A 24,847-nucleotide genomic window follows, 5' to 3' on the forward strand; every position below is an offset into this window, starting at 1 on the left:
CTATATATTCTTATTTTTTGATCCAATGCATCATTTCGCGAAGTTCCGCACCAACCACTTCGATCGGATGCTCGGACTCGTTGCGGCGGGTAGCTGTCAGGAACGCACGGCCCGATTGGTTCTCAAGGATAAAGTCGCGAGCGAATTTACCTTGTTGAATATCGGAGAGGACTTCTTTCATTGCCTTCTTCGTATCTTCGGTTACCACACGAGGGCCTGTTACATAGTCGCCGTACTCCGCTGTGTTACTGATGGAGTCGCGCATGCTTGCAAGACCACCTTCATAGATCATGTCTACGATCAGTTTCAGTTCATGCAGGCACTCGAAGTATGCCATTTCCGGCGCATATCCAGCTTCAGTCAACGTTTCGAAACCAGCTTTAACCAATGCGGATACACCGCCGCACAATACCGCTTGCTCACCGAACAAGTCCGTTTCGGTTTCTTCGCGGAAGGAAGTTTCGATAACGCCTGCACGAGTACAACCGATACCTTTTGCATAAGCAAGACCGATCGCCTTGGCTTGTCCAGTTGCATCTTTCTCGATTGCAATCAATCCAGGTACGCCAAAGCCTTCAACATACGTACGGCGAACCATGTGACCTGGGGATTTAGGAGCGACCAGAAGGACATCGTTGTCTTTAGGAGCTACGATTTGACCAAAATGAACGTTGAAACCGTGGGAGAACATCAGTGCCGCGCCTTTTTTCAGGTTTGGCTCGATATCGTTCTTGTATACCGCTGCTTGCGTTTCGTCCGGCATCAAGATTTGAACTACATCTGCACGGCTAACGGCTTCGGCTACAGGAAGCACTTCGAAACCATCGTTTTTCGCTTTGTCGAACGACTTGCCTTCACGAAGACCAATGACAACCTGAAGTCCGCTGTCGCGCAGGTTTTGCGCTTGAGCATGACCTTGGCTTCCATAACCGATAACCGCGATTGTTTTGTCTTTTAACACGCTGAGTTCTGCATCTTGTTCATAATAAGTAGTAATTGCCATTTGTATAAGTCCTCCTTTGATTTTAAAGACCCTTCATGATGAGCGGGTATCTCAATAGACCGATCCCTTTTCCGATCTGCTGAGACACCCGCTCATGCCATGCAGGTGTCTAACGCTTATATTGCAATAACTTTGTCATCCGGATAAAAAGAAAAACGTAAAATCATTACGCGTTACCGCGAATCATCGCGGTAACCCCGGTACGGGAAAGCTCCTGGATGCCATACGGCTTAAGCAGCTCGATCATGGCATCGATTTTGACGGTATCGCCAACCACCTGAACCATCAGGTTGGCTGTGCCGATATCCACGACGGATGCGCGGAATGTCTCGACAACGCCCATAATTTCCGGTCTTGCCGATGGCTCGGCTTTTACTTTGATCAGGGCGAGCTCTCTGGCTACCATCGGTTTCGAGCTCAGGTTAATGACTTTAATAACATCGATCAGCTTGTAAAGCTGCTTCTCCACCTGCTCCAGCGTCGTTTCATCACCGGTGGTTACGATAACCATCCGGGACAAGCCGGATTCCTCCGACTGCCCCACGGTAATGCTCTCGATGTTAAAGCCCCTGCGTCCGAATAACCCGGATACGCGCTGCAGGACACCCGGCTGGTCGTTCACTAGTACGGCAATGGTATGTTTTGTACTCATCTTACGCATCCCCCATCAGCATTTGATCGATTGTCGACCCTTGCGTCACCATCGGATACACGTTCTCGCCTTTCTCTACAACGAATTCAACGAGGACGGGTCCCGGTGTTTCCATCGCTTCGGCCCAAGCACGCTGTGCTTCTTCTTTCGTGGTGGCACGAAGTCCTTTGACACCGTAGGCTTCAGCCAGCTTGACGAAATCAGGGCTGCCTGCCAGATCGATGTGGCTGTAACGGTTATCGTAAATGAGCTCCTGCCATTGACGAACCATTCCTAGCACCTGGTTGTTGATGACAACGATTTTTACCGGAATGTTGTTGATGGCACAGATGGCAAGTTCTTGCGAACACATCTGCATGCCGCCATCCCCGTTGATCGAAATGACCAGGCGATCCGGATGCGCCATCTGGGCACCAATCGCGGACGGGAATCCGAAGCCCATCGTTCCGAGACCGCCGGAGGTGATCCAGGAACGCGGCTGGTTGAACTTGTAATACTGAGCGGCCCACATTTGGTGCTGGCCAACGTCAGTCGTTACAATCGCTTCACCCTTTGTCGTATCGTTCAGCATTTCGATAACCCATTGCGGCTTCAGCACAGTATCTGAATCGACGTAACGGAATGGGTATTCGGCCTTCCATGTTCTGATCTGGTCTCTCCACGCATCTGCTTTCGCTGCGTACGGAACGAGCGGATTCAACATTTCAAGCACGGTCTTCACGTCTCCGACAATCGGGATATCGGTTGGCACGTTCTTGCCGATCTCAGCCGGGTCGATATCGATATGAACGATCTTCGCATGTGGCGCGAAACCATCGAGCTTGCCTGTAACCCTGTCATCGAATCTTGCCCCGATATTGATCAGCAGGTCCGACTGCTGAATACCATGGTTCGATGTGTAGGTTCCGTGCATACCCGGCATTCCCGTCCACAGCTCATGGCCGCTTGGGAAGGCACCCAGACCGAGAAGCGTTGTCGTGATCGGAATCCCGGATTTATTCACGAATTCGTACAGCCCTTCATGAGCTCCGGAGTAAATCACGCCGCCGCCAGCAAGGATCATAGGACGCTCGGCTTCCTCAATCGCGCGGGCTAATTTATCCAACTGAAGTTTGTTAGGTACCGTCCGGGGATTGTATCCTCTCAGTTGAATTCGTTCTTCCGGCTGGAACAGCGTCGTTGCGGCGGATACATCCTTCGGAATATCGATCAGTACCGGACCTTTGCGGCCGGTTGAAGCGATATGGAAGGCTTCGTGAATCACCCTTGGCAGATCCTTTACATCCCTTACCAGATAGCTGTGTTTCGTAATCGGCATCGTGATGCCCGTAATGTCCGCTTCCTGGAAAGCGTCCGTACCGATCAGGGTTGTTGCAACGTTACCGGTTATCACAACGAGTGGAACGGAATCCATATAAGCTGTTGCGATACCGGTCACAAGGTTCGTTGCCCCCGGTCCTGAAGTCGCTATGCACACACCGACTTTGCCGCTTGCGCGAGCGTAACCGTCAGCTGCATGAATGGCGCCTTGTTCATGACGGGTCAAGACGTGATTGAAGTCCTCAAAACCATACATGGCATCGTAGATGTACAGGACCGCTCCGCCCGGATATCCAAAGACGCATTCGACACCTTCGAGCAGAAGACTCCGAAGCAAGATTTCCGATCCGGTAATCACTTCAGGCTTCAACCATTTCTCTCGTAATTGTTCTGTAGACCGCACTTCTGGAGTTTGCGCGCTCATCAGTCATCCTCCTCTCAAATATTGGCACTCTTCATTCAAGCAACAAAAAAACCTTCCGTCGCCACACCCGGAGTAACTCCGTGTGAGGGACGAAAGGTTTAGCTTCCGTGGTACCACCCATGTTTGCCCTACACTTCGCAGTGTAAAGCCTCAGCAGGTATGAAGAACACAATGAACACAGCTCTTCAATATCTGCAGTCCGTAACGTGGACTAAGACGATTCCCCCTAATAAACGCTGTTACGACTTAATGCGATAAAGTCATAACGTAGCATCTTTCAGGGAAACAGCTCCGAGGTGAGCTCGTATAAAAGGGGTTTTGGTGGTGGTTTCAGCTGATCCATCCACTCTCTGAGCAAAAGAGCCCTTTAAACTTCGTCCTCATCATTGCCGATTGGATATTTTCGTTAAAATGTTTAGAAACATTATATGATTCATTCATTCCAGAAGTCAACACATTTATTTTACTTCCGATGAAAGGTTTTCATTCACAATTAGAGCAATCCCTTCGCTTCCTTGATGCAAAACACGCTCTTAAACCCTGCTACATATGATAAATGGAGCTATCCTTAATAGCGGTGAAGGGAGGAAACAACACGATGATCCGCTATCGAAAACCGGAGCAGGATGATCCGATGATTCTACAACTCATTGAGTCCCAACTCGTCCCGCTTTCCCATATGACAAAAAAAGAGCTGGACATCATCCGCAAGGATATTCCCTCTCGATTACGACGCGGCGTGACCCTTGTTGCTTCGCCTCAGGATAACAATAAAATCATTGCCTTTATCCATTTTATGATGCACGGCGAACTGCTGTATATCGATATGCTGGCCGTCGCATCCACCGCACAGCGAAGACGGTGGGGCGTCCGATTGATGGAGCATGCCGAACGTTTCGCTGTATCCCGCGGATGCAAACGCGCCAAGGTCATGGTCGATATTGGAAACCAGACCGGCCTTAACTTTTACCGAAAGCTCGGCTACACGGTTACAAGAATCATCGAACCGAGCCGCTGTTATGAGCTAGAGAAGATTTGGTTCCTCTAATTACCAGAAGAAACCTGGCCCAAAGCCTGGCCCGAATGCGCCATACCCCGGTCCGAATCCGCCGTATCCCCCTGGGTAGCCTCCCGGATATCCACCGAATCCGCCACCATAGCCTCCACCGAACGCATAAGGTGCCGTCCCAATGGCAAGAAGGTCAAACAATGCGAGCGGAAGAATCGCCTTGGTTCTCACTTTTTTCCCCTTGGTTGCCGGTTCTACAAAAAGGCGGTTGCCGGAAACGCGTACCAGCTTGCCTGTCACCATCGTCCCGTCCTTCTTATACGCTACGATCTGTTTGCCCACATATGATTTCACTTTTGCCTTGCTGACAGGCTTGTGCATAAGATCCCTCCTCAGGTAATATACATTTCAATCTATTCCGGAAGGAGTTCCCTTGCTTGTTTCATGGCCCTTACGATGGCTAAAGATAGGTGAAAAAGCTCGTCCTGCCCAGCATTCAGCACTTAGGATCCTTATGTATGACGGACAGGAGCGAAAAATAAAAAAACCGCCGTAATATTACGGCGGTTTCTTCATACACGTATAATTAAGCGTTCACTTTTTCTTTAGCTACAGTAGCCAAAGAATTGAACGCGTTCAGGTCATTAACAGCCAGATCAGCCAGCATTTTACGGTTAATGTCCACGCCAGCAAGCTTCAGACCATGCATCAATTTGCTGTAAGACAGACCGTTTTGACGAGCAGCCGCGTTGATACGAACGATCCACAATTTACGGAAATTACGTTTCGTTGTACGACGATCCCGGTATGCATAAACGAGGGATTTCATTACCTGCTCGTTCGCTGTTTTAAAAATGCGGTGTTTGGAACCGAAATAACCTTTCGCAAGCTTCAATACTTTTTTATGTCGACGACGAACGACAAATCCGCCTTTAACTCGTGCCATATCAAAAGACCTCCCAATAATTGTTGTTTACTATTTCAAGTTAGCCAGACCTTGCTTCAAACGTTTAACATCTCCAGGCGCCATAACTGGGCTATTGGACAATACGCGCTTCGCACGCTTGGATTTGTGGGAAAGCAAGTGGTTTTTGTAAGCTTTATAACGTTTAACTTTACCAGTACCAGTAATCTTGAAGCGGCCTTTCAGGCTGCTATGTGTTTTCATTTTAGGCATTGTAGTACTTCCTCCTCTAATTTCTCTTAGGCTTTTGGAGCCAAAATCATAATCATGCTGCGGCCTTCCAATTTCGGTTGACGTTCAATGACGCAGAGATCCGCCACTTCCACCTTCACGCGCTCCAAAATCTTCTGACCAATGTTAGCATGGGTGATTTCACGACCACGGAAACGCACGGAGCATTTCACTTTATCGCCGTCTTTCAAAAACTTAACGACATTGCGAAGCTTGGTTTGATAATCATGCTCCTCAATGTTGGCTCGGAACCATACTTCTTTGATATCCACAATTTTCTGGTTCTTACGTGCTTCCTTCTCTTTCTTCTGCTGCTCATAGCGGAATTTACCGTAGTCCATGATGCGGCATACCGGCGGTTTCGCCTGAGGGGCCACGTTCACCAGATCCAGATTGAGATCAATTGCCATTTGCAGTGCTTCACGAATCGGCTTGATCCCGATTTGCTCACCTTCGGCACCAACCAAACGTACTTCCTTGGCCCGAATCTCGTCATTGATCATATGTTCCTTACTGATAGTCCTCCACCTCCAAATTACTTGTTGTTCCTGTTTGCAAAAAAAATAAAGGGATGACGGGTTAATCACCGACATCCCTATTTGATACTCATCTCACAAATGAAGTTAAATCCATTCATTGATTTCGTGATCAAACCAGCCAACACATGTCGGTCAGGTGAGAAGCGGCGCTTCTGCTTGCAATCAGATATTCTGTTTAACAGACTACGATAGTATAACAGGTCATCCTATCTTCTGTCAACACAGATGCAATATAAATATTGGATTAGCCTTGTTTGCTTTGAACTTCTTCAAGGCGTACAACCCGGGTGTGCTCCGTATGACTCCACTGCTTGTTGTTCTGCGTGAAGAACGCATACACCGTGATAGGATACCACGACAGCAGGTAAATCGGGAACAGCACCAGATACATATACACTTTCTTGTATTTCACTTTCTCCAGAATCATCGCGATCATGAACGTGAACACATTCGCCGCGATCGCTGTAAAGCTCAGCCAGAGCGGTAAATATCCGTACAGATTAGCGATATTCGGACCATCGAAGAATGAGCTGTCAACCCAGATGATGGCCGTCAGCAAGAAAGTCAGCAGTACGATGTAAACGTTGACTCCGTACAATGCCAAGTCCAGCTTCACGAGGCTGCGTTCTTTAATGGCACGCCACAGCAGCGGGAAGAAATAACGACGGGCAACCGTAAAGTGACCCTGCATCCAGCGCAGACGTTGTCTGGCGGAAGCCTTAAACGTAAGCGGCTTTTCGTCAAATACCTTCGCGTCATAGTTGAACTTCGGATACACGCCGCGCATAACGCTGCGCATCGTGAACTCCAAGTCCTCAACCAGACTGGTTGCACCCCAGCCGATCTCCTTCAAGAGATTGGTCTCAAAGCACATTCCCGTACCGCCGAGGAAGTTCGCCATGTTCAGATTGCTACGGGAGAGCTGCCACAAGCGGTTGATATACCAGTAAGATACCCCGTAAGAGGCAGTGATCCAGGAATCCTCAGGATTCTTGGTATCGATATATCCCTGGATAACTCTTGCTCCAGAGCAGAGATCATTGTTCATTTCGTTCAAGAAATTCGGAGCGGCCAGATTATCCGCGTCAAACATGACAACCGCATCATACTGGCGCGGCATTGCCCAGAGCTCTTTCAGCATCCACTCGATGGCATAACCTTTGCCTCGGAGATTCTGATTCGTGCGCACGCATGCGTTCATCCCGTGGGCACGGACGATCTCTGCAGTACGATCTGTACAGTTGTCGCAGATGACAAATACGTCGTACAGATGCTTCGGATAATCAAGCTGTTTCAGGTTCTCCATTAATGCACCGACAACCTGTTCTTCGTTGTGCGCAGCAACTAACACTGCAAATGATTTATTGGGTTCAAACTGTTGTTTCTTTTTTCTTTTGACCAGACCAAACAAAGAGAATACGAACTGGTACACACCCACCGCGGCCAAGAATAGTTGGAGCGCGATAAAGATGGCGTCTGTCATGATTCTCCGTTACCCCCTTTTTATAACCCGAGAATGTTTGTTATTTTTTTCTCTCTAAGTTTTTCGCTTTTTTTGTTGTTGCTATGACCCTGTGACTTGTGTCTGTCCTTCTAGTAGCCTCGGTGCCGCGGGGCAACTTCGCACGTCATACACGATTTTCCACACTTTTGAATCTTTTGTCAAAACCGTGGAATGCTCTAATTTACGGAAAAACTTCGTAAAAGAGCTCAGCTTGCAATGTCGTTTGCCAGCAAGCTTCGTTTCAAACGGCTTTAGTTCTTATTTTCATCCGTTTCCTTGCTTTTTATTTCTCTTGGCTGCCCATTTTTTCTTTTTCGACTTGTCCGCCAATAAATAAACGCAACAGACACCCAAAAAGTTTTCGTTTTTCATTGCTCTTTCTCTAATAAACTTTTTGATGTCCGTTTGAATCATTGTATCGGCATCTCATACTCAAGTCAAAAGACCACGGACCCTGATTTTCTACAAAATGCGCGCTGCTGACTAACTCCTTAAGTAGCAAGGCGCCAGCGAGAAGTTTGCCGAACAAAGTTTCCGTTTCCGGGACCAAAGTCCCTGAAACACAAGTGGAGAACGGTTGATTTCTTTTCCCAAAGTCGATATGTTAAAGTTAAAGAATAACGCTGCAGAACGGGTGAAAAGTAGTGGCTAAAAAAAGAGTCTTGCTGTTATCTGAAGGGTTCGGTGCAGGCCATACACAGGCCGCTCATGCACTCTCCAGCAGCCTGCGCCAGTTATCGCCTAGCGTACAGACCAAAGTTCTCGAGCTCGGGAGCTTCTTGAACCCTAAAATCGCTCCACTGATCATTTCGGCCTACAGAAAGACGATTACAACTCGCCCGAGATTGGTCGGGTACATGTATCGCCATCAAAAGTCCTTTAATCGCTTTACGGCTTTAGCACTTCACCGAATGTTCTATACAAGCACCAAAAACGTGGTTAGACAGCTCAAACCCGACATCATTGTTTGTACCCATTTTATACCAAGTGCGGTCATCTCGCGTTTGAAACGACTGGGCATTGATGTGCCTCTGTGTACCGTTATTACCGATTATGATGCTCACGATACATGGATCAGTCCAGAGGTCGACCGATATTTCGTGTCCACGCCGGAGGTGAGGCGAAAGCTGCTCAATCGCGGGGTGTCCCAAGCCAAAATTCAGGTTACCGGCATTCCGATCCATCCCGACTTCTGGACGCATCCGAGCAAGAAGGAAATCAGGGAACGATTTAATCTGTCCGATATGCCTACCGTGCTTGTAATGGGCGGAGGCTGGGGCATCATGAATGACGAAGTGGTGCATGAATTTCTGACCCGATGGCGCGACGAAGTCCAGATCATATTTTGCCTCGGCAATAACGACAAGGGACGCGAGGAGATGGAGAACAACCCCCGGTTCCAGCATCCGAACATCCGGATTTTGGGCTTTACGCGCGAGATCGACAAGCTGATGGAGGTGTCGGATTTGCTCGTTACGAAGCCAGGCGGGATGACATGCACCGAAGGCTTGGCCAAAGGAATCCCGATGCTGTTTCATCAGCCTCTTCCGGGACAGGAAGAAGAGAACTGCCAATATTTCACCGCGCAAGGTTTGGGCGAACCTATCCATTCACTGGATGTTCTTGCCAACTGGATGAACAAACTGCTTCATCAATACGATGTGATTCAACAGCAACGGGCGCAAAATTTGCGAGACATCGAGCGATTCCATCCGATGCAAAGCGCACGCAGCATCATCGACATGCTGGAAAACGAAAAGGTGTACTCCTAAAGAGGGAGCACACCTTTTTTTGCGCCGTTGTCGGCAAACACGTCATCGAATTGATAGATTTCCTACTATTATAATAGATGCAAGCGCTATCATCGAAGAAACTCTACCATATAGACGTTATTTACCGTATTTTTCAAGACGATTCTTATGGTAGGAAGCAAGTGCTTCCTTGCCAACAATGGCCTCGCAGCGATGTATCTGCATACCTTGACCGACGAATTTCGTCTCGTACTCAGTCATCACGTGTTCTTCGTTCAGTCCGTCCCGGTGCAGATCCAGCGAAATATTCGTCATTTGCAAACCATAATCGGCAAATGCATTCAGGGAGAACTCAAAAAGCGTAACCGAATCGGTCTTGAAATGAATTTCCCCGCGCTCGTTCAGGATCTGGGAGTACTTGTCCAAAAAACGCGGATGCGTCAAACGACGGCGGGCATGCTTGGATTTTGGCCACGGATCGCTGAAGTTTAAATATAAACGTTCGATCTCGCCGGGTTCAAAAACCTGCTCGACATTCTCGATATTAAACAGCGCCAGCTTCAAATTCGGCGGGGTATCGACACCGTCCTGAGCCCAGACATTGCGTCCCTTTTCGCTTGCGCGGCGAATCAGCTCGTCGTACATGTCCACCCCGATAAAATTCACATTCTGATGTTTGTAACTCATCTGGCTTATAAATTGACCTTTGCCCATGCCGAATTCGACATGGATCGGGAGGTCATTGCCAAATAATGAAGCCCATTTCCCTCTATATTGACCGGGGTCCAAAACGACCAGGTCTTCCTGCTGCTCCAGATTTTCCCGTATACCTTTTCTTCCGCGTAAACGCATGTCATACCTCCGAAACTTTCCAAGTAAATTTAGAATGATATCCCGATACTGCATTTATTGTGACGAAGTTACTCCCAAAAGTAAAGCCCCATAGAAAAAGGAACCTATACTCTGCTTAACGCAAAGGCTTAGGTTCCTCTTTCTTATATTTGGAATTGGGGTTCCGCGATGGTTAAACTGTGAATAGTCTACCTTTCATTCGACGTAAATTCAAACGTCTTCTCAAAGGCGGCCCGAATCTTGCGACGTGCCGAAGCCTTCACGTCCTGGTTGGAGTTAAACTCCACGCCAGTAAGGGCTAAAGCTTCGTTCGGGGTAAGCTCCACAGCGATCTTGTCTCTACTGTCATTCTTTACTGTCGATGAATTCATTCGTAATCACCTCACGGTATTATTGTATCCATGACGTCACACAAATATGAATCCTATCCGATATATACCCATGCCAAAATTGCTTGAATCATATTTTTATTTTTCTACTTTAAATATACCAATTATATGCAATTCATTCAAGTAACAACATCTTAATTAGGCTTGAAGACCTGTATATAACGCAAAGTTTTATTTTTTGTTACAATGGACATATCTGCTTAAGGATAAGTTAAGTAAAACATGTATACTTTGAGGCACGGCAATCCCTGTCTCTATTCATCTTATGCGGCTATAAAAGGAGCACACATGAGTACATCACTTAGACCCGCCCCAACATTATGGGGCGACAAACGATTTCATACATGGAATTACGAGATGCGCAGCCAATTCCAGGAAAAAGTATTCAAGGTTATGCTGGATGCGGGCTTTACGTGCCCGAACCGCGACGGCACGATTGCCAAGGGCGGGTGCACCTTCTGCAGCGCCCGCGGCTCCGGTGATTTTGCCGGACGACGGCGGGACGATCTTGTTACCCAGTTCAACACCATCCGTGACCGGCAGCACCAGAAGTGGCCGAGCGCCAAATACATCGGTTATTTCCAAGCCTATACCAACACTTATGCTCCGGTAGAGGAGCTTCGGGAGTACTATGAAGTCATTCTGCAGCAGCCGGGCGTTGTCGGTTTATCGATCGCTACACGCCCGGATTGCCTGCCAGACGACGTCGTGGAATACTTGGCCGAGCTGAATGAGCGAACCTATCTCTGGGTGGAAATGGGCCTGCAAACGATCCATGATTCCACCTCCGAGCTGATCAACCGGGCCCATGATACCGAATGTTATCTGGAAGCGGTCGAAAAGCTGCGCAAGCATAACATTCGTGTCTGCACACACATCATTTATGGCCTTCCGCAAGAGGACCACGAGATGATGCTCGCCACCGGCCAAGCGGTCTCCAAGATGGATGTGCAGGGAATCAAGATCCATCTGCTGCACCTCATGCGCAAGACGCCGATGGTGAAGCAATATGAGGCGGGGCTGCTACGGTTCCTGGAACAGGACGAATATATCAGCCTTATCGTAGATAGCCTGGAGTTTTTACCTCCCGAAATGATCGTGCACCGTCTGACCGGAGACGCTCCACGGGATCTCTTGATCGGACCGACGTGGAGTCTCAAGAAGTGGGAAGTGCTTAACGGCATTGACGCCGAGCTCAAGCGCCGGGATACATGGCAGGGTAAATTGTGGGGGGATCCTGATGGGCTTCCTCTCGGTTTTGAGTTTTGCTCACAAGCTCGTGTCCGAAAGGCTGCGGCCTGGAGACATTGCGCTGGATGCGACGGCGGGAACCGGGGCCGATACGCTGTATCTAGCTAAATGCACAGGTTCAAAGGGCAAGGTGTACGCTTTTGATATTCAGGAACAGGCGCTGCAGCTGACTCGTGATCGGCTTGATAAGGAACCGCCCGGCACCCTTGCGGAGGTTACCCTTCACCATCAGAGCCATGCCCTTATGGGAGAATGCGTACCTGAGTGCGAGCATGGCCGTATGGGTGCGATCATGTTCAATCTCGGCTACCTTCCGGCAGATTCATCAGATAAACGGATCATGACGGAAACCGCCAGCACACTCACGGCTCTGGAAGCTGCCATCGAGCTGCTCCGTCCCGGCGGCATTATCACCATCGTGCTGTACCCGGGCCATAAAGGCGGCGATGCCGAAGCGGACGCCGTGCAGGCCTGGGCGGCTGAATTGCCCCCGCACAAGGTGCAAACGATATTGTATCGTGGTCTTCAGCGTTCCGAAGCGCCATATCTCATTGCACTGGAACGGAAGAAGCCGATATGATATAAGTTCTAGGAGAGGTCCCGCACTTACATCCATAGAATATTCCAAACATGATGAAAGGTAGATGATTACTATGACAAAACCATATCCATTATTGTTCCAACCCGAATTTAAAGAGCGTGTGTGGGGTGGCCGTGCCCTGGAGCAATTCGGCCTGGATATTCCTGAAGGACATATCGGAGAAGGCTGGATGATCGCCGACCACCCGAACGGCACGACCAGCATTGTGAACGGTGAACTTGCCGGTCGCGGCCTGGATCAGGTTCGGGAGCAATTTGGACGGGAGTGGTTTGGCAGCAAGGGATTCTCCGAGGTTAACGGACGTTTCCCCCTGCTGATCAAGCTGCTTGACTGCAATGACAACCTCTCCGTTCAGGTGCATCCGACCGATGACTACGAGGGGCTTCCGAAAGGCGAGCTGGGCAAGACTGAAATGTGGTATGTGCTGGATGCGAAGCCGGACGCCAAAATCATATACGGTCTAAAGGAAGGCGTTAGCCGCGAGACGTTGAAAGAAGCCATGGAAAACGGCACGGTTATGGACCAGCTGCAAGAAGTGTCCGTAAAAGCCGGAGACACGTTCTACATACCTGCCGGTACGGTGCACGCCCTATGTGCTGGCGTTGTAGTGGCGGAAATTCAGCAAAATTCGGATACAACCTACCGGATTTTCGATTATAATCGACCAGGCCTTGACGGTAAGCCGCGCGAGCTTCATATCGAGGACTCCTTGAACGTGACGGCCTACGAAGGATCCGGCGCGACCACAATGAGCACGGAAGGAACCGCGCCTGGAGAATGGCTTGAGCTTGCCAAGTCTCCCTATTTTGTTGTCGAGAAAGGCGTTGTTAACGGTGCCTGGTCCTTGTCCACTTCCGCGGAAAGCTTCACGATCGTCGTGGTATGCGATGGTCAAGGAACCCTCAGCTGGGATAACGGCTCCATTGAGTATACGTCCGGACAATGCTTCCTGCTGCCAGCTAACCTGGGTGCATATACGCTGGACGGGCAATCTACGGTTCTTCGTTCATATCTTCCATAAACAGGGTATAAAGTATTGAAATAAACCATTCGTTTTTGTGGAGGTGTTAGGCCTGAAATGCAAACCGACACGTTTACGATGCTGAATACGCAGGGCATGCATGTTTTTGTATATCAATGGCTGCCGGAGCCGGACCATCCCGTTCGTGCCATCGTGCAAATTGCGCATGGCATGTGCGAAACCGGCATACGATACGAGGAGCTTGCTGAGTTGCTTACAGCACACGGTTACGCTGTGTACTGCAACGACCATCGGGGTCATGGACAAACGTCCGGCCTTACACTTCTCGGCGATGCCGGGGAAGACGGTTTCGAAGGAATGATTGAAGACCTGCTGCTTCTTGCTTCCGAGCTTAAGAAGCGCCATGCCGGTGTTCCACATTACTTGATGGGTCACAGCATGGGGTCTTTTTTGACCCAAAAGATCATGTGTTTGAACGGCGAATTATTCGACGGATTCATTCTGTCCGGCACCAATGGTCCACAGGGACTGCTGGCGTTCGGTTTGAATCTGGCAGCGGTACAAATGCGCCTTCAAGGAAACACGCACCGGAGTCTGATGCTGAACGCCATCGTGTTCGGCCCTTACAACAAAGGTTTCGGCCCTATTCGCACTCCATTCGATTGGTTGTCCCGGGATGAAACGGAAGTGGATAAGTATATCAACGACCCCTATTGCGGTCAGGTATGCAGCGCTCGTTTCTTCCGTGATTTCTTCAAGCTGCTGTCCCAGATCCATAAACCTCAATTGATGGAATGCCTTCTAAAGGATAAGCCGGTCTACATTTTCTCGGGCGAGGATGATCCGGTCGGACACCGCGGAAAAGGCGTACGGCGTTTGATCGAAATGTACCGGAAACATGGCATCCAGGATCTTGAATACCGTTTGTATCCCGGCGGTCGCCACGAAATGCTGCATGAAATCAACCGGGATGAAGTTGCGGCACATGTTCTCGACTGGCTAGAACGGCACACCTCGGAATCGCATGGGACAGCAGACGACGCCGCGAGAATCGAAACCCGTATGTAAAAGAATGTTGCAGGACGAATTAAAAAGGGGGTGTCCCAAAAAGGTCGATTAACCTTTTGGGACACCCCCTTCTCTGTTGTGACGCTGTGCATATCCACCCTTAACATAAAATTCCTTAGTAAATGGAAACCTTTTTAATTCGACAAGCTATCCGCCAAGTAAGTAAACCTACTTAACAGAAAGCCCAGCCCCTTTCAGCTCCTTACTCTTCCTCGTTCGGCGTGCGGTCGATGATCAGCTGCGTGACCTCGGTGTACTCGCCATGGTTTACTTCATCCTCCGTAGCCTCTTCGCGCAGATCATCATTGGTTTCCATACCCGGCGCAATGGTGGGCTCATCCTGCGGATGCTGTTCCCGCCCCATCTGTTTCCCGTTCATAAACATCCCCTCCTCATCGGTTGATGCGATTAGAATTCCGATCCTCAGGGTGTTTTATTCCGGGACGCCCAGGTTATGGTCCGTTACGGCAACGCAGGGATTCATCTTCACGGCTCCAGTCCATGCCAATCCCTATAAGAAAGGTATTTCGCCAACACGGCAAGCCGCTCACATCAAGTTCCGGTAAGAGTTGTCCTTCGCTAACTCTACTTTGCCTGCTTCGCTAACCCCACAGGCATCGTATAGTACTGCGGCTGTCCTGTTTCGTTCTGCTGGTACAATACCAACAGCATCGTTGCATGGTCCGCGCTGTCCGGAAATCCGGTGCCGCCCTGGATGGCATCGCTGAGGTTAAACGGCAGCACCTCAATCATCGCATGTTTCTGCAGATCGCGCTCCGTGATCCCCAGATCGGCAAAACCGTCGGACAGGGCCGCAGGCTCCTCTACGATTTTGCGGACATTGGCGGTCCATTGCGCTTTATCCTGGGTATGATCCCACCATATTTTCCGCGGCTTATACTTATGGCCCAGGAAATAATCAAACTTCATGAGACCGGAGACAACGTCCATATGCGAGGTCTTCCGATCTTCAAGGAAAGCCGTTAAACGCGTGAACAGATCCTCGAGCTGATGGCCGATTTTTTGCCAGCCCTGTCCTTCCCAGTAGTCTCCAAACTCTTGGAAGAAATCAAACGGCGACGTAAACTCATGCTTCATCAAATAATTCAGGGTGTGGTCCATCCGGTGCGCATTCCAATACTTCTCCAACACATCCTCCAGTCTCTTCAGTCGGACGATATCCGAGAACGGTAGCACGTCGCTACCGAGGATCTCATACGGAGCATGGTCCATGTAGGTGTAATTATACTTGTCCGCATCGATCCGCAACCCGGTTCCGCGGAGCATCTTCAGGAAGCCTAACTGCAGTTCCTCCGGCCCAAGCGCAAATACATCGTTAAACGTTTTGCGGAACGTATCGTAATCCTCTTCCGGAAGACCTGCAATCAAATCCAAATGCTGATCGATCTTGCGGCTGTCCTTGATCATGGTTACCGTGCGCGACAACTTGGTGAAATTCTGGCGACGCTTTACCAGCTCGTTTGTCGGGTCGTTGGTCGATTGCACCCCGATTTCAAACCGAAAAATGCCGGGAGGCGCATTTTTCGCCAAATAATCCAGCACCTCGGGACGCATGATATCCGCCGTGATCTCAAACTGGAACACGCAGCCGCCATGATTCTCGATAAGAAACTCGAACATTTCAAGCGCGTAATCCCGCTTAATGTTAAAGGTTCGGTCTACGAACTTAATCAATTTTGCTCCGTTCTCGATCAGGTAGAGAATATCCGCTTTAGTCCGTTCAATGTCGTAGTAGCGAACCCCCACCTCAATGCTCGACAGGCAGAACTGGCAGCTGAAGGGACAGCCCCGGCTGGTCTCAAAATAGACAACCCGCTTCCCGAGATGCGGGATATCCTCCGGAAAACGATGCGGGGAAGGCAGCTCTGCCAGAATGCTCTTCGGTCTTCCGGGATTCACAATGACTTCATCCTGCTTGCGGTAAGCCACGCCATAAACGAAATGATACTTCCGGTCCCCTTCAATCGTTTGCAGCAAATGGTGGAAGGTCTCCTCGCCTTCACCCATAACGATAAAGTCGACATTGTGCAGCCGTTTCATCCAATACTCCGTATCGTAGGATACTTCAGGTCCGCCCAATATGATCGTGACCTCCGGCATAATCTTCTTCACGATATCGATCACTTTAATCGTTTCTTCAATATTCCATATATAACAGGAGAATCCGATCACATCCGGCTTGCGCTGGAACAGGTCGGAGACGATATTCATCACAGGGTCCTTAATCGTGTACTCCGTCAGTTCGATATCGAAATCCTTCTCGCTGTATGCCTTCAGGCAGCGAATGGCTAAAGAGGTATGAATGTACTTGGCATTCAAGGTTGATAGTATGACTTTCATGGTAGGGTCCACTTTCTTTCTACATAATGTAAATTTATTAACCGAACGGTTTATTCTGAGTGATGGAACGGGAAAAAGCCATGATTTCCGCCTGTCATGCAAGCCTATTCTTCATAGTCAAACAGATCGTCCCCGTCATTCGACGCACTCTGACCATTCAGGAAGAATTCCAGGAACGGACGGCCATATTTACGGAATTTCACTTCCCCGACCCCTTTGACATTCAGCATCTCATCCTCGCTCTGCGGACAAACCACACTCATCTCACGCAAGGTTGCGTCGTTAAAAATGATGTAGGACGGCACATGCTCTTTGCTTGCCAGCTCACGCCGAATCAAACGCAGCTGCTCGAACACCGTCTCGTTGACGGCTGACGGCGAATAATCGCGGCGGCTGCCGCTTCGCTGGCTGCCTGCGGCTTTGGAAGGACGCGGAACGCGCTGCATCACTTCGCGCTGGCCTTTTAACACATCGGCGGCCTCGCTCTGCAGTTTCACGACAGGGTATTGGCCTTCCGTCAGCGCCAGGAACCCTTCCGAGATGAGCACATTGATCGTCTCGGATATCTCCTTCTCGGTCCGATTCGACATCACGCCATAGGTCGGAAGGCGGTCAAAGCCGTACTCCAGCACTTTTTTCGCCCGGGAGCCCTTCAGCACCGAGGCGACCGTGGACACGCCAAAGCGTTCGCGCATCCGGTGGATGCATGAGAAAATTTTCTGCGCATCCACCGTGATATCGACAAGCTCCCGGTCATCCGTGCAGGAGCTGCACGTACCGCAGGGCTTATCTTCGTGTTCTTCCCCGAAATAATCCAGCATCGCGCTCCTAAGGCACCTTGTGGTGTAGCAGTAATCGATCATCTGCTGCAGCTTCCGGTAGTCGTTCTGCTTGCGCTCGCCCTCCTGGGGATTCTGTTCAATCAGAAATTTCTGGGTCATGATGTCCTGGGCGCTAAACAGCAATATGCACTGGCTGGGCTCGCCATCCCGACCGGCGCGACCCGCTTCCTGCACGTAGGACTCCATATTTTTCGGCATATTGTAATGAATGACATACCGGACGTTGGATTTATCGATCCCCATGCCAAACGCGTTCGTTGCTACAATAACGCGAATATCGTCATAGAGGAAAGCCTCTTGGCTCTCCGCCCGCTCCGCGTCACTCATGCCGGCATGGTATCGACCCGCTAGAAGCCCCTTAGCTATAAGGCGCTGGCATAAATCATCGACCTCTTTGCGAGTGGCGGCATAGATGATTCCTGGCTGGTGGGTATGCGAGGCCGCATAGTCCAGAACGAACTCCCGCTTGTTCTCACCGCGAAGCACCGACATCTCCAGATTGTCGCGCCCAAGGCCCGTTACGAACACCTGCGGCTGTTCCAGTCGAAGCAGACGCTGCATGTCTTCCATAACTTCTGGCGTGGCCGTGGCCGTAAAGGCCGCCACGATCGGACGGTTCGGGAGCCCTTTAACAAAAGGAGCCACCGAGAGATAGCTGGTCCGGAAATCATGCCCCCACTGGGATACGCAGTGAGCTTCATCGACAGCCACAATCGAAATGTCAAGACCTGCCATCTCCTCCCGGAACCAATCCAGTTCAAGCCGTTCCGGGGCGACATATAACAGCTTCAATTCTCCGCGCTTGGCCGCACGTATGCGATCGTTCACTTCCTTGCCGCTGAGCGTGCTGTTGATATAGGCAGCGGCCACACCCGCTGTCGTAAGGGCATCCACCTGATCCTTCATCAAGGAAATCAAAGGCGATACAACCAACGTGAGACCCGGACACAGGAGCGCCGGGATCTGATAACAGATCGATTTGCCTCCGCCCGTCGGCATGATCCCGAGCGTATCTTGACCCGCCAGCAGACTGGCGACGATTTTTTTCTGGCCCTCCCGAAAATCAGGATAGCCGTAATATTTCTGCAGATAATCCCGCGCTGTATCCATATTCATCGATTCTCTATCATTTGTTTCCACATTCATGGATAAAAACTCCTTAATTCTCCTTGGTTTTCCGTTTCGAAAAGCCTGTATCCTTTAAGTTTAACGGCCTTTCCATGAATGGGCAACCGAATCGTAGAAGGAAATTGCATTCGACGAAGAGAACTTCATAAATGTGGAAAAAGGCATGCTATCATGTAGAGCCCAAAAAGTGAAGTTGGTGATCCTAATGAATGACGCACATACCGAAGCCGTAAATCAAACCATTCAATATATGAAGGAGCATCTGGACGAGCCCATGACGGCCGAGCAGCTCGCCGATCTTGCGGGATACAGTCCCTACCATTTCTCCAGAGTATTCAAGCGAGTAACCGGCATATCGCTCAGGCAATACCTGTCCGCGCTCCGGGTTGAATCCGGCAAAATCGAGCTCCTTCAAAGTCCTTCCCTGCTCGTAAAAATCGGAATGCGCATCGGTTTGGCAAGTCCCGGCACCTTCAATACCCGCTTCAAGCAGTTTGTCGGCCTGTCTCCGAAAAGGTTCCGCTCCACCACCGAGTCCCTGCATCGTTACGTGAATCAATATGAGCACAAGCCATTAACCTGGGCAGAGGAAGAAAGACATGCTCTGCCCCGGATTCATTGCCGGATCGAAGCTCCCGAGGCGTTCCGCGGCATGATTTACGTTGGTCTGTTCCCAAGACCCGTGCCTGATCAGAAGCCCGTCTCCGGTACGGCGGTCAACCTCAAGAACCGGACCTGTACTTTAGCCGGCATACCAACCGGAACGTATTATGTGCTGGCAGCGGGCATCCCCTGGAGCCTCAATCCCCGGGATTATTTTCTGCTGAGCAAATCCTTGCGCGGCAAGCGGGAGGAGCCTGTCCATATCGACGAAGAAACCGATCTCGCCGTAAACATCACCTTGCGCGAGCCTCTGCCCTATGACCCGCCGATTGTTGTTAATCTACCTCTGCTCTTATTCGAGAAGGATCGGAAATAACAGCGCAAGGTAGAAGAATTTTTGAATCGCATGTCCCTTTATAATGGAATTGCTGGAAGCGTTATTACGGAACAATGAGCACTATAGATTGGAGGAATAGACATGACCATTATTCAAGAAACCATAATTCAGGCCGACGTGCAGCTCCTCTGGCGAGCATGGACGGAGTCTGCGAGGATAACCGAGTGGTTTGCGCCGGCTGCTGAAATTGAACCGAGGGCGGGCGGAAAGTTCGAGCTTTATTTTAACCCGGCTAATCGTGAATCGATGTGCACCGCGGGCTGCACCATTTTGCAGTATGATGAACCGCATACCCTCGTGTTTGAGTGGAAAGGACCCGATCCCTTTGCGGAAACGATGAATCAGGGGGAATTAACTGAGGTCAAGGTGTCTTTTAGACCTGAACAGGACGGCGGCACGAGAATTACCTTAGAGCATACGGGCTGGAAGGATACCGAGTCGTCACTGCAAGCCCGGGAATGGCATGTGGATGCATGGAAAAGCATGCTGGCCAGCTTAAAATCCAGCATCGAATCCGGTGAAGGCATTCTATGCTGCCAGTAAGACAACCCATGGATTAGAGGAGAAGAGGAACTATGCCCAATCTTTGTGTTCTATCGATCAATGTAAGTGATATGGATCAAGCGACGCGATTTTATTGTGATATTCTGGGATTCGAAATTTCCAAGGTGTATGATGATCAGATCATCAGTTTGAAACATGAAGGCGTTTCCCTTGTTCTGCAAAAATGCGACCGTCCTACGAAAACCGATTACCCGCTTGAAGCTCAGGTTATTATCGGACTTGAGACGGCTGATGTACGCGCGGCGATTGCGAACTACAAAACGCAGGGTGTAGAGGTCATCTTTGATACACCGCAGCCGTGCCCTCCCGGTCTATACAGCGCAATCCGGGACCCTTTTGGGAATGTAATTGAACTGCTGGAATTTACGGAGTAATCATGCCGTTTGAGAAGGATCATAGTATCGGAAATACGAAGTGAAGTCCATATACACGCTCGAAGGATATGCTGCATGTAGCAGGTGTCCTTCTCGTCTTGAGGTCAGCCGGGGATTACCGGTTGGCCTTTTTGAGTTTTGAGCAGCCAATACTTGTCTCTATCATCCTTGACCTTCTGTTAATGTTAAACCCGATCCGGGTAAGAACATATTAATGTTAATTCCGAAGGTGAAGCATGGGCAGATTAGGAATCGCCGGTTTCGGAAATAATAGGTACTCGAACTGATATATTAACGACACAAGGGGAAATTCATATGGATATGACACCAGAACAACGCGTTACCCTGCACGGGTTCAACAACCTAACAAAATCGCTCAGCTTTAACATGTACGATGTCTGTTATACGAAAACCCGGGAAGAACGAGAGGCGTATCTTGAATATATTGATGAGCAGTATAACGCGGATCGGCTAACAAAAATATTGAGCCATGTGGCCGAAATCATCGGAGCGCATGTCCTGAACATTGCCAAGCAGGATTATATCCCGCAAGGCGCCAGCGTAACGGTCCTTGTATCCGAGGGTCCGGTCGTGGAGGTTCCGGAGGAATCCTATGACGAATCGCCGGGGCCGCTGCCGGATAACGTCATCCTGCAGCTCGACAAGAGCCACATTACCGTCCATACGTATCCGGAATTTCATCCCGATGAGGGAATCAGCACCTTCCGGGCCGATATCGACGTGTCAACCTGCGGGGAGATTTCACCGCTGAAAGCCCTAAATTACCTGATCCACTCCTTTGATACGGATATTATGACGATCGACTATAAAATTCGAGGCTTCACGCGGGATATTCACGGGCACAAGCTGTTTATCGACCATGAGATCAGCTCCATTCAGAACTACATTCCGGACGAGGCCAAGGAGCTGTTCGATATGATTGACGTCAACGTATACAAGGAGAACATCTTCCACACCAAGTGTAAGCTGAAGCAGTTTGATCTGGACAACTATCTGTTCGGTTACACGAAGGATAAGCTATCCGAAGCCGAGCAGCAGAAAATCACCGAGCGCATCAAACTGGAGATGGACGAAATTTATTACGGTAAAAACATGGACCGCAGTTACTGATGGTATGCACTCCGATACGCTGCCATCAAACGGCTTTGATGCTGGAAATATGCAAGAATCAGAAACCAGGCCGGGCTCATAGGAGCCCGGCCTGATTTGCAATTTCTATCGCTTCGTCCCGGTTGCGGACGCCCAGCTTGGCATACAAGGTTGAAGCATAATTCCGTACGGTCCCGTCTGAGAGATACAATCTCATCGCAATCGCCTTGTACCGCATGCCTTGGGAGAGATACTTCAGAATCTCCATCTCCCTTGGTGTCAGATCATACAACTTCAAAGTTGGAGACGACGCCGGATCGGCTTCGATTAGGAATGCAGTACCGCCCTCCTCCTTCATAAAATCGCCCGATACCCCATCGAAGAGTTTCGCTGAAATCGCCGGATTCATCAAAGTTCCGCCTCGATACACAATGCGAATGTTCTCAGCAAGTTCACGAGGCTCCATCGACTTCAGCAAATAACCGTCCGCTCCGCCTCGCATCGCTTCGGCTGCTTTGACCCTCTGCTCAAATGTGGTAAATATGATCACCTTCACTGACGGCCAACGTTGTTTGATCAATCGCATCGCTGTAATGCCATCCATCACGGGCATCTCCAGATCCATCAGCACCAGATGGGGGTTAAGCTTCTCACACATGTCCAAGGCAAACTCCCCATGTTCCGCACGTCCTACTACCTCAAGGTCCTTCTCCGACTCCAGAATGATGCCGAGACTCTCCCTGATAAAAGGTTCATTATCCACCAATAAAATTCTGATGATTTCATCCGCAGGCTCCAAGATCCTAGGCAAGCTGCAGGTCACAACGGTTCCTTCGTCGGGAGTCGAATAAACCGTGACTTGGCCTTGAAGGCGATAGGCCCTTTCCTTCATGGCACTTAAACCAAAACCTTCCTGGATTTGCACGGTTCCACGGCCGTTATCCAGAATTTCAAGCCGGGTTTGCTGCAATTCGAATTGAAGCACGGCATCAATCCTCGTCGCATTGCCGTGACGAACACTGTTGGTTAAAGACTCCTGGAGACAACGATAGAAGGTCATTTTCACCTGCCGGGATACCGGGTACGCTTCACCAAGCACTCTAAATCCTGCTTTTACCCCGCTGTTGCGCTCAAAATCCTCCGTTACCTGTCTCAGTGACTGCACCAGGGGAAGCTGTTCTTGCGGTGAGTCCAGCTCATGCAAGTACCCTCTGACTTCATCCAGGCTTCTCCGTGTCAGTTCGAGCAGATTGGACAGCTTACGCTGAGCCGCTGCATCGGTTTCCGTGGAACGAAGCGTTTCCAAGCCCATAATGACCGCCGTATACGTATGGCCCATCGTATCATGCAGTTCCTTGGACACGCGCTCTCGTTCTTCCAGCAGCGTGACCCGCTCGACCTGGGACAAATATTGCTCCAAAATCGTATTATGTGTTCGAATGATTTCATTCTGGCGATAGTTGGCCATCAATAGATGAAAGGCAAATCCTAACGCAAACGCAAAGGCGACATGCTCCATCATCAGCATCAAATCCGTTGATGGGGCGTACAGCTTGATCAGCATTGGAACCAAGATAGCCGCAAGGGGGCCTGTCCATCTGTACGTATTTCCATAGCTGTTCGCTGCCATCAGAAATGCCGGAATGATAAACGACAAGTAAGCCTCCGGGAATAAGGAAGTTAAATAGACGGCGATCCCCCCCGATAACAGGAGCTCCGTTACCAAATATGCTTTATGGTTCAGAAGCAGACACAGCCAGGGTATCGAGAAAGCTGCCATCTCCCACATGACGACGAGCCATAATGATACGGTAAACTGATTCCGGAGCTCTACAAACTTTATGATCAGGGAGATGCAGCCCATCATGCGAATAAAGAGCATGGCCCAGTCGTACCACTTCCATTGTTTCACTATATCAAACAAAGCTTTCACTCCCTGCAGTTCCTTCACGGTTCTTTCCTAATATGACATGGCCCCCACAGTGTGTCTACCTACAAACCGAAAACATCCACTGCGTGTACCGGCCGCTCCATCTCGCCGCTCCCTTAGCGGCCCATGACCCTGCATAAGCAAACAGAACGCCGACTCCCATCATAAGCAGAGACTTGGGCAAGGTATCGATGCGAATAGGTCCTACGTTGATATCCGCAAAGGAACTGATACATGGGGCCAATATCCATAGAATGGGAACGATAAAGAATATAACGGCACTGAACAAACTCGTGATGCCAACGATAAACTTCAGCATGAGTACCGATACGGCTTTCCAATTTCGGATATCCGCCAGTTCCCCCTTAGCCTGAATCCAGAGGGAGCCGGTTGTTGTTCTCTTCATAACAGGTTCGATCGTTATGTCCGTATAGAACTTCGTCTGGATCCGATCATAATCCATGAAAGTCCATGACGATCGCATAACAAAGGTAAGAACCGGTATCCCGATCAGGGTGAAACTCATGCCGGATCCAAAAACAAGGCCCACAAGATAATAACAAAAGTAAAACACCCCGGTTCCAAAAGTCAGCATCAAAAAACAAAAGTTCAGCAGGTACTCCCTCAGCCATTTCTTCATAGATTAAACTCCTTTCATGTCTTCATGACCTTGATACTCCTGTATCCTACTGCACTCGTTGTCATGTGCAACAGTGTCAAAATGTCATATGACACGCCTTCTCAAAGAAGTGACTGAATGTAGCTGGCTGTTAGTAGAAGCCATTCAAGTGCTTATCGGGAGTGGAGTCGTTGATCCGGACACTCGTAACCAAAAAGGTCGGCTCCGTCCATTTCCGTTCCAAGCAACTGCTGCTTCGTCAAAAGGCCTGTGCTCTGCTGGACAAGGCCTTTTAACTACTACGCCCTTCCGCTAGCCTCGAAATAAATCAGGGATCGAAAAAGCCCTGCACCCCTCGGTGCAAGGCTTTTCATTTCTT

25 protein-coding genes and 1 pseudogene are annotated in these 24,847 nt (G+C 49.7%); 10 read left to right on the plus strand and 16 right to left on the minus strand.

What is annotated here, in order from left to right:
• Window positions 1-10: 10 nt before the first annotated feature.
• From ilvC to ilvB, 3 genes are all read right to left on the minus strand, one after another.
• Window positions 11-1,003 carry a ketol-acid reductoisomerase gene (gene ilvC, locus BJP58_RS13555; RefSeq protein ID WP_009589347.1) on the minus strand — a complete coding sequence of 331 codons (993 nt, stop codon included), beginning with the start codon at window positions 1,001-1,003 and terminating at the stop codon, window positions 11-13.
• Between the two features lie 166 nt (window positions 1,004-1,169).
• The gene (gene ilvN / locus BJP58_RS13560) at window positions 1,170-1,655 is read right to left on the minus strand and encodes an acetolactate synthase small subunit (protein WP_071222673.1); all 486 of its coding nucleotides are present in this window, start codon (window positions 1,653-1,655) and stop codon (window positions 1,170-1,172) included.
• 1 nt (window position 1,656) lies between these two features.
• Window positions 1,657-3,399: a biosynthetic-type acetolactate synthase large subunit gene (gene ilvB / locus BJP58_RS13565; protein WP_113060011.1), complete on the minus strand. Its 1,743-nt coding sequence runs from the start codon at window positions 3,397-3,399 to the stop codon at window positions 1,657-1,659.
• Between the two features lie 598 nt (window positions 3,400-3,997).
• Here ilvB and BJP58_RS13570 point away from each other — a divergent pair.
• Window positions 3,998-4,447 carry a GNAT family N-acetyltransferase gene (locus tag BJP58_RS13570; protein WP_194544336.1) on the plus strand — a complete coding sequence of 150 codons (450 nt, stop codon included), beginning with the start codon at window positions 3,998-4,000 and terminating at the stop codon, window positions 4,445-4,447.
• Here the strand turns inward: BJP58_RS13570 and BJP58_RS13575 are convergent, their stop codons facing one another.
• The 6 genes from BJP58_RS13575 to BJP58_RS13600 form a co-directional block, all read right to left on the minus strand.
• A complete protein-coding gene (locus BJP58_RS13575; protein WP_194544337.1) occupies window positions 4,448-4,789 on the minus strand; it encodes a hypothetical protein in 342 nt (113 codons plus the stop codon).
• A gap of 205 nt (window positions 4,790-4,994) precedes the next feature.
• Entirely contained in the window at window positions 4,995-5,354 is a 360-nt protein-coding gene (gene rplT / locus BJP58_RS13580; protein ID WP_071222669.1) for a 50S ribosomal protein L20, read from the minus strand.
• Between the two features lie 30 nt (window positions 5,355-5,384).
• Window positions 5,385-5,585 carry a 50S ribosomal protein L35 gene (rpmI, locus tag BJP58_RS13585; protein ID WP_007127239.1) on the minus strand — a complete coding sequence of 67 codons (201 nt, stop codon included), beginning with the start codon at window positions 5,583-5,585 and terminating at the stop codon, window positions 5,385-5,387.
• Between the two features lie 26 nt (window positions 5,586-5,611).
• A complete protein-coding gene (infC, locus tag BJP58_RS13590) occupies window positions 5,612-6,106 on the minus strand; it encodes a translation initiation factor IF-3 (RefSeq protein WP_071222668.1) in 495 nt (164 codons plus the stop codon).
• Between the two features lie 280 nt (window positions 6,107-6,386).
• Window positions 6,387-7,625, minus strand: a complete 1,239-nt coding sequence (locus tag BJP58_RS13595) for a glycosyltransferase family 2 protein (protein ID WP_071222667.1) — start codon at window positions 7,623-7,625, stop codon at window positions 6,387-6,389.
• 285 nt (window positions 7,626-7,910) lie between these two features.
• Complete coding sequence (locus tag BJP58_RS13600) at window positions 7,911-8,060, minus strand: hypothetical protein (RefSeq protein ID WP_194544338.1); 150 nt, start codon at window positions 8,058-8,060, stop codon at window positions 7,911-7,913.
• A gap of 230 nt (window positions 8,061-8,290) precedes the next feature.
• On the opposite strand from BJP58_RS13600, the gene BJP58_RS13605 reads away from it, so the two are divergent.
• Window positions 8,291-9,418: an MGDG synthase family glycosyltransferase gene (locus BJP58_RS13605; RefSeq protein WP_194544339.1), complete on the plus strand. Its 1,128-nt coding sequence runs from the start codon at window positions 8,291-8,293 to the stop codon at window positions 9,416-9,418.
• Window positions 9,419-9,535: 117 nt separating this feature from the next.
• Here the strand turns inward: BJP58_RS13605 and trmB are convergent, their stop codons facing one another.
• Window positions 9,536-10,249, minus strand: coding sequence for a tRNA (guanosine(46)-N7)-methyltransferase TrmB (gene trmB / locus BJP58_RS13610; protein ID WP_194544340.1), 714 nt, complete (start codon window positions 10,247-10,249; stop codon window positions 9,536-9,538).
• Between the two features lie 188 nt (window positions 10,250-10,437).
• On the minus strand, window positions 10,438-10,620 hold the full coding sequence (locus BJP58_RS13615; RefSeq protein WP_194544341.1) for a hypothetical protein: 183 nt from the start codon (window positions 10,618-10,620) through the stop codon (window positions 10,438-10,440).
• Between the two features lie 306 nt (window positions 10,621-10,926).
• Here BJP58_RS13615 and BJP58_RS13620 point away from each other — a divergent pair.
• The 4 genes and pseudogenes from BJP58_RS13620 to BJP58_RS13635 all read left to right on the plus strand — a co-directional run.
• Window positions 10,927-11,868, plus strand: a pseudogene (locus BJP58_RS13620) (TIGR01212 family radical SAM protein); the annotation flags it as partial.
• Between the two features lie 10 nt (window positions 11,869-11,878).
• Window positions 11,879-12,469, plus strand: a complete 591-nt coding sequence (locus BJP58_RS13625; protein WP_071222662.1) for a tRNA 5-(aminomethyl)-2-thiouridylate-methyltransferase MnmM — start codon at window positions 11,879-11,881, stop codon at window positions 12,467-12,469.
• Window positions 12,470-12,542: 73 nt separating this feature from the next.
• Window positions 12,543-13,511 carry a type I phosphomannose isomerase catalytic subunit gene (locus BJP58_RS13630; protein ID WP_194544342.1) on the plus strand — a complete coding sequence of 323 codons (969 nt, stop codon included), beginning with the start codon at window positions 12,543-12,545 and terminating at the stop codon, window positions 13,509-13,511.
• Between the two features lie 57 nt (window positions 13,512-13,568).
• Complete coding sequence (locus tag BJP58_RS13635; protein ID WP_194544343.1) at window positions 13,569-14,540, plus strand: alpha/beta hydrolase; 972 nt, start codon at window positions 13,569-13,571, stop codon at window positions 14,538-14,540.
• Between the two features lie 202 nt (window positions 14,541-14,742).
• Here the strand turns inward: BJP58_RS13635 and BJP58_RS13640 are convergent, their stop codons facing one another.
• The 3 genes from BJP58_RS13640 to recQ all read right to left on the minus strand — a co-directional run bounded on the left by BJP58_RS13640 (window position 14,743) and on the right by recQ (window position 18,889).
• Window positions 14,743-14,919, minus strand: coding sequence for a hypothetical protein (locus BJP58_RS13640; RefSeq protein ID WP_194544344.1), 177 nt, complete (start codon window positions 14,917-14,919; stop codon window positions 14,743-14,745).
• A 206-nt stretch (window positions 14,920-15,125) separates the two neighbouring features.
• Window positions 15,126-16,901, minus strand: a complete 1,776-nt coding sequence (locus tag BJP58_RS13645) for a B12-binding domain-containing radical SAM protein (protein WP_194544345.1) — start codon at window positions 16,899-16,901, stop codon at window positions 15,126-15,128.
• Window positions 16,902-17,005: 104 nt separating this feature from the next.
• On the minus strand, window positions 17,006-18,889 hold the full coding sequence (gene recQ / locus BJP58_RS13650) for a DNA helicase RecQ (RefSeq protein WP_194544346.1): 1,884 nt from the start codon (window positions 18,887-18,889) through the stop codon (window positions 17,006-17,008).
• Window positions 18,890-19,058: 169 nt separating this feature from the next.
• Here recQ and BJP58_RS13655 point away from each other — a divergent pair, with 169 nt between their 5' ends.
• The 4 genes from BJP58_RS13655 (at window position 19,059) to speD (ending at window position 21,940) form a co-directional block, all read left to right on the plus strand.
• Complete coding sequence (locus BJP58_RS13655; RefSeq protein WP_233355069.1) at window positions 19,059-19,850, plus strand: AraC family transcriptional regulator; 792 nt, start codon at window positions 19,059-19,061, stop codon at window positions 19,848-19,850.
• 102 nt (window positions 19,851-19,952) lie between these two features.
• On the plus strand, window positions 19,953-20,414 hold the full coding sequence (locus tag BJP58_RS13660; protein ID WP_194544347.1) for an SRPBCC family protein: 462 nt from the start codon (window positions 19,953-19,955) through the stop codon (window positions 20,412-20,414).
• Between the two features lie 32 nt (window positions 20,415-20,446).
• The gene (locus BJP58_RS13665) at window positions 20,447-20,809 is read left to right on the plus strand and encodes a VOC family protein (RefSeq protein ID WP_194544348.1); all 363 of its coding nucleotides are present in this window, start codon (window positions 20,447-20,449) and stop codon (window positions 20,807-20,809) included.
• A 315-nt stretch (window positions 20,810-21,124) separates the two neighbouring features.
• Window positions 21,125-21,940, plus strand: a complete 816-nt coding sequence (speD, locus tag BJP58_RS13670) for an adenosylmethionine decarboxylase (RefSeq protein ID WP_194544349.1) — start codon at window positions 21,125-21,127, stop codon at window positions 21,938-21,940.
• A gap of 76 nt (window positions 21,941-22,016) precedes the next feature.
• Here the strand turns inward: speD and BJP58_RS13675 are convergent, their stop codons facing one another.
• Window positions 22,017-23,831 carry a response regulator gene (locus BJP58_RS13675; protein ID WP_336245453.1) on the minus strand — a complete coding sequence of 605 codons (1,815 nt, stop codon included), beginning with the start codon at window positions 23,829-23,831 and terminating at the stop codon, window positions 22,017-22,019.
• Window positions 23,832-23,907: 76 nt separating this feature from the next.
• Window positions 23,908-24,489 (minus strand): sensor domain-containing protein, encoded by a 582-nt coding sequence (locus BJP58_RS13680; protein WP_194544351.1) that lies wholly within the window; start codon window positions 24,487-24,489, stop codon window positions 23,908-23,910.
• Window positions 24,490-24,847 lie beyond the last annotated feature (358 nt).

This window comes from Paenibacillus sp. JZ16, assembly GCF_015326965.1.
Lineage (GTDB): Bacteria > Bacillota > Bacilli > Paenibacillales > Paenibacillaceae > Paenibacillus_AQ.

Excerpts from the sequence above, each read along its gene's own strand:
- ilvC (WP_009589347.1), bottom strand. The coding sequence starts at position 1,003 with ATGGCAATTACTACTTATTATGAACAAGATGCAGAACTCAGCGTGTTA.
- ilvN (WP_071222673.1), bottom strand. The coding sequence starts at position 1,655 with ATGAGTACAAAACATACCATTGCCGTACTAGTGAACGACCAGCCGGGT.
- ilvB (WP_113060011.1), bottom strand. The coding sequence starts at position 3,399 with ATGAGCGCGCAAACTCCAGAAGTGCGGTCTACAGAACAATTACGAGAG.
- BJP58_RS13570 (WP_194544336.1), top strand. The coding sequence starts at position 3,998 with ATGATCCGCTATCGAAAACCGGAGCAGGATGATCCGATGATTCTACAA.
- BJP58_RS13575 (WP_194544337.1), bottom strand. The coding sequence starts at position 4,789 with ATGCACAAGCCTGTCAGCAAGGCAAAAGTGAAATCATATGTGGGCAAA.
- rplT (WP_071222669.1), bottom strand. The coding sequence starts at position 5,354 with ATGGCACGAGTTAAAGGCGGATTTGTCGTTCGTCGTCGACATAAAAAA.
- rpmI (WP_007127239.1), bottom strand. The coding sequence starts at position 5,585 with ATGCCTAAAATGAAAACACATAGCAGCCTGAAAGGCCGCTTCAAGATT.
- infC (WP_071222668.1), bottom strand. The coding sequence starts at position 6,106 with ATGATCAATGACGAGATTCGGGCCAAGGAAGTACGTTTGGTTGGTGCC.
- BJP58_RS13595 (WP_071222667.1), bottom strand. The coding sequence starts at position 7,625 with ATGACAGACGCCATCTTTATCGCGCTCCAACTATTCTTGGCCGCGGTG.
- BJP58_RS13600 (WP_194544338.1), bottom strand. The coding sequence starts at position 8,060 with ATGATTCAAACGGACATCAAAAAGTTTATTAGAGAAAGAGCAATGAAA.
- trmB (WP_194544340.1), bottom strand. The coding sequence starts at position 10,249 with ATGCGTTTACGCGGAAGAAAAGGTATACGGGAAAATCTGGAGCAGCAG.
- BJP58_RS13615 (WP_194544341.1), bottom strand. The coding sequence starts at position 10,620 with ATGAATTCATCGACAGTAAAGAATGACAGTAGAGACAAGATCGCTGTG.
- BJP58_RS13625 (WP_071222662.1), top strand. The coding sequence starts at position 11,879 with ATGGGCTTCCTCTCGGTTTTGAGTTTTGCTCACAAGCTCGTGTCCGAA.
- BJP58_RS13630 (WP_194544342.1), top strand. The coding sequence starts at position 12,543 with ATGACAAAACCATATCCATTATTGTTCCAACCCGAATTTAAAGAGCGT.
- BJP58_RS13635 (WP_194544343.1), top strand. The coding sequence starts at position 13,569 with ATGCAAACCGACACGTTTACGATGCTGAATACGCAGGGCATGCATGTT.
- BJP58_RS13640 (WP_194544344.1), bottom strand. The coding sequence starts at position 14,919 with ATGAACGGGAAACAGATGGGGCGGGAACAGCATCCGCAGGATGAGCCC.
- BJP58_RS13645 (WP_194544345.1), bottom strand. The coding sequence starts at position 16,901 with ATGAAAGTCATACTATCAACCTTGAATGCCAAGTACATTCATACCTCT.
- recQ (WP_194544346.1), bottom strand. The coding sequence starts at position 18,889 with ATGAATGTGGAAACAAATGATAGAGAATCGATGAATATGGATACAGCG.
- BJP58_RS13660 (WP_194544347.1), top strand. The coding sequence starts at position 19,953 with ATGACCATTATTCAAGAAACCATAATTCAGGCCGACGTGCAGCTCCTC.
- BJP58_RS13665 (WP_194544348.1), top strand. The coding sequence starts at position 20,447 with ATGCCCAATCTTTGTGTTCTATCGATCAATGTAAGTGATATGGATCAA.
- speD (WP_194544349.1), top strand. The coding sequence starts at position 21,125 with ATGGATATGACACCAGAACAACGCGTTACCCTGCACGGGTTCAACAAC.
- BJP58_RS13680 (WP_194544351.1), bottom strand. The coding sequence starts at position 24,489 with ATGAAGAAATGGCTGAGGGAGTACCTGCTGAACTTTTGTTTTTTGATG.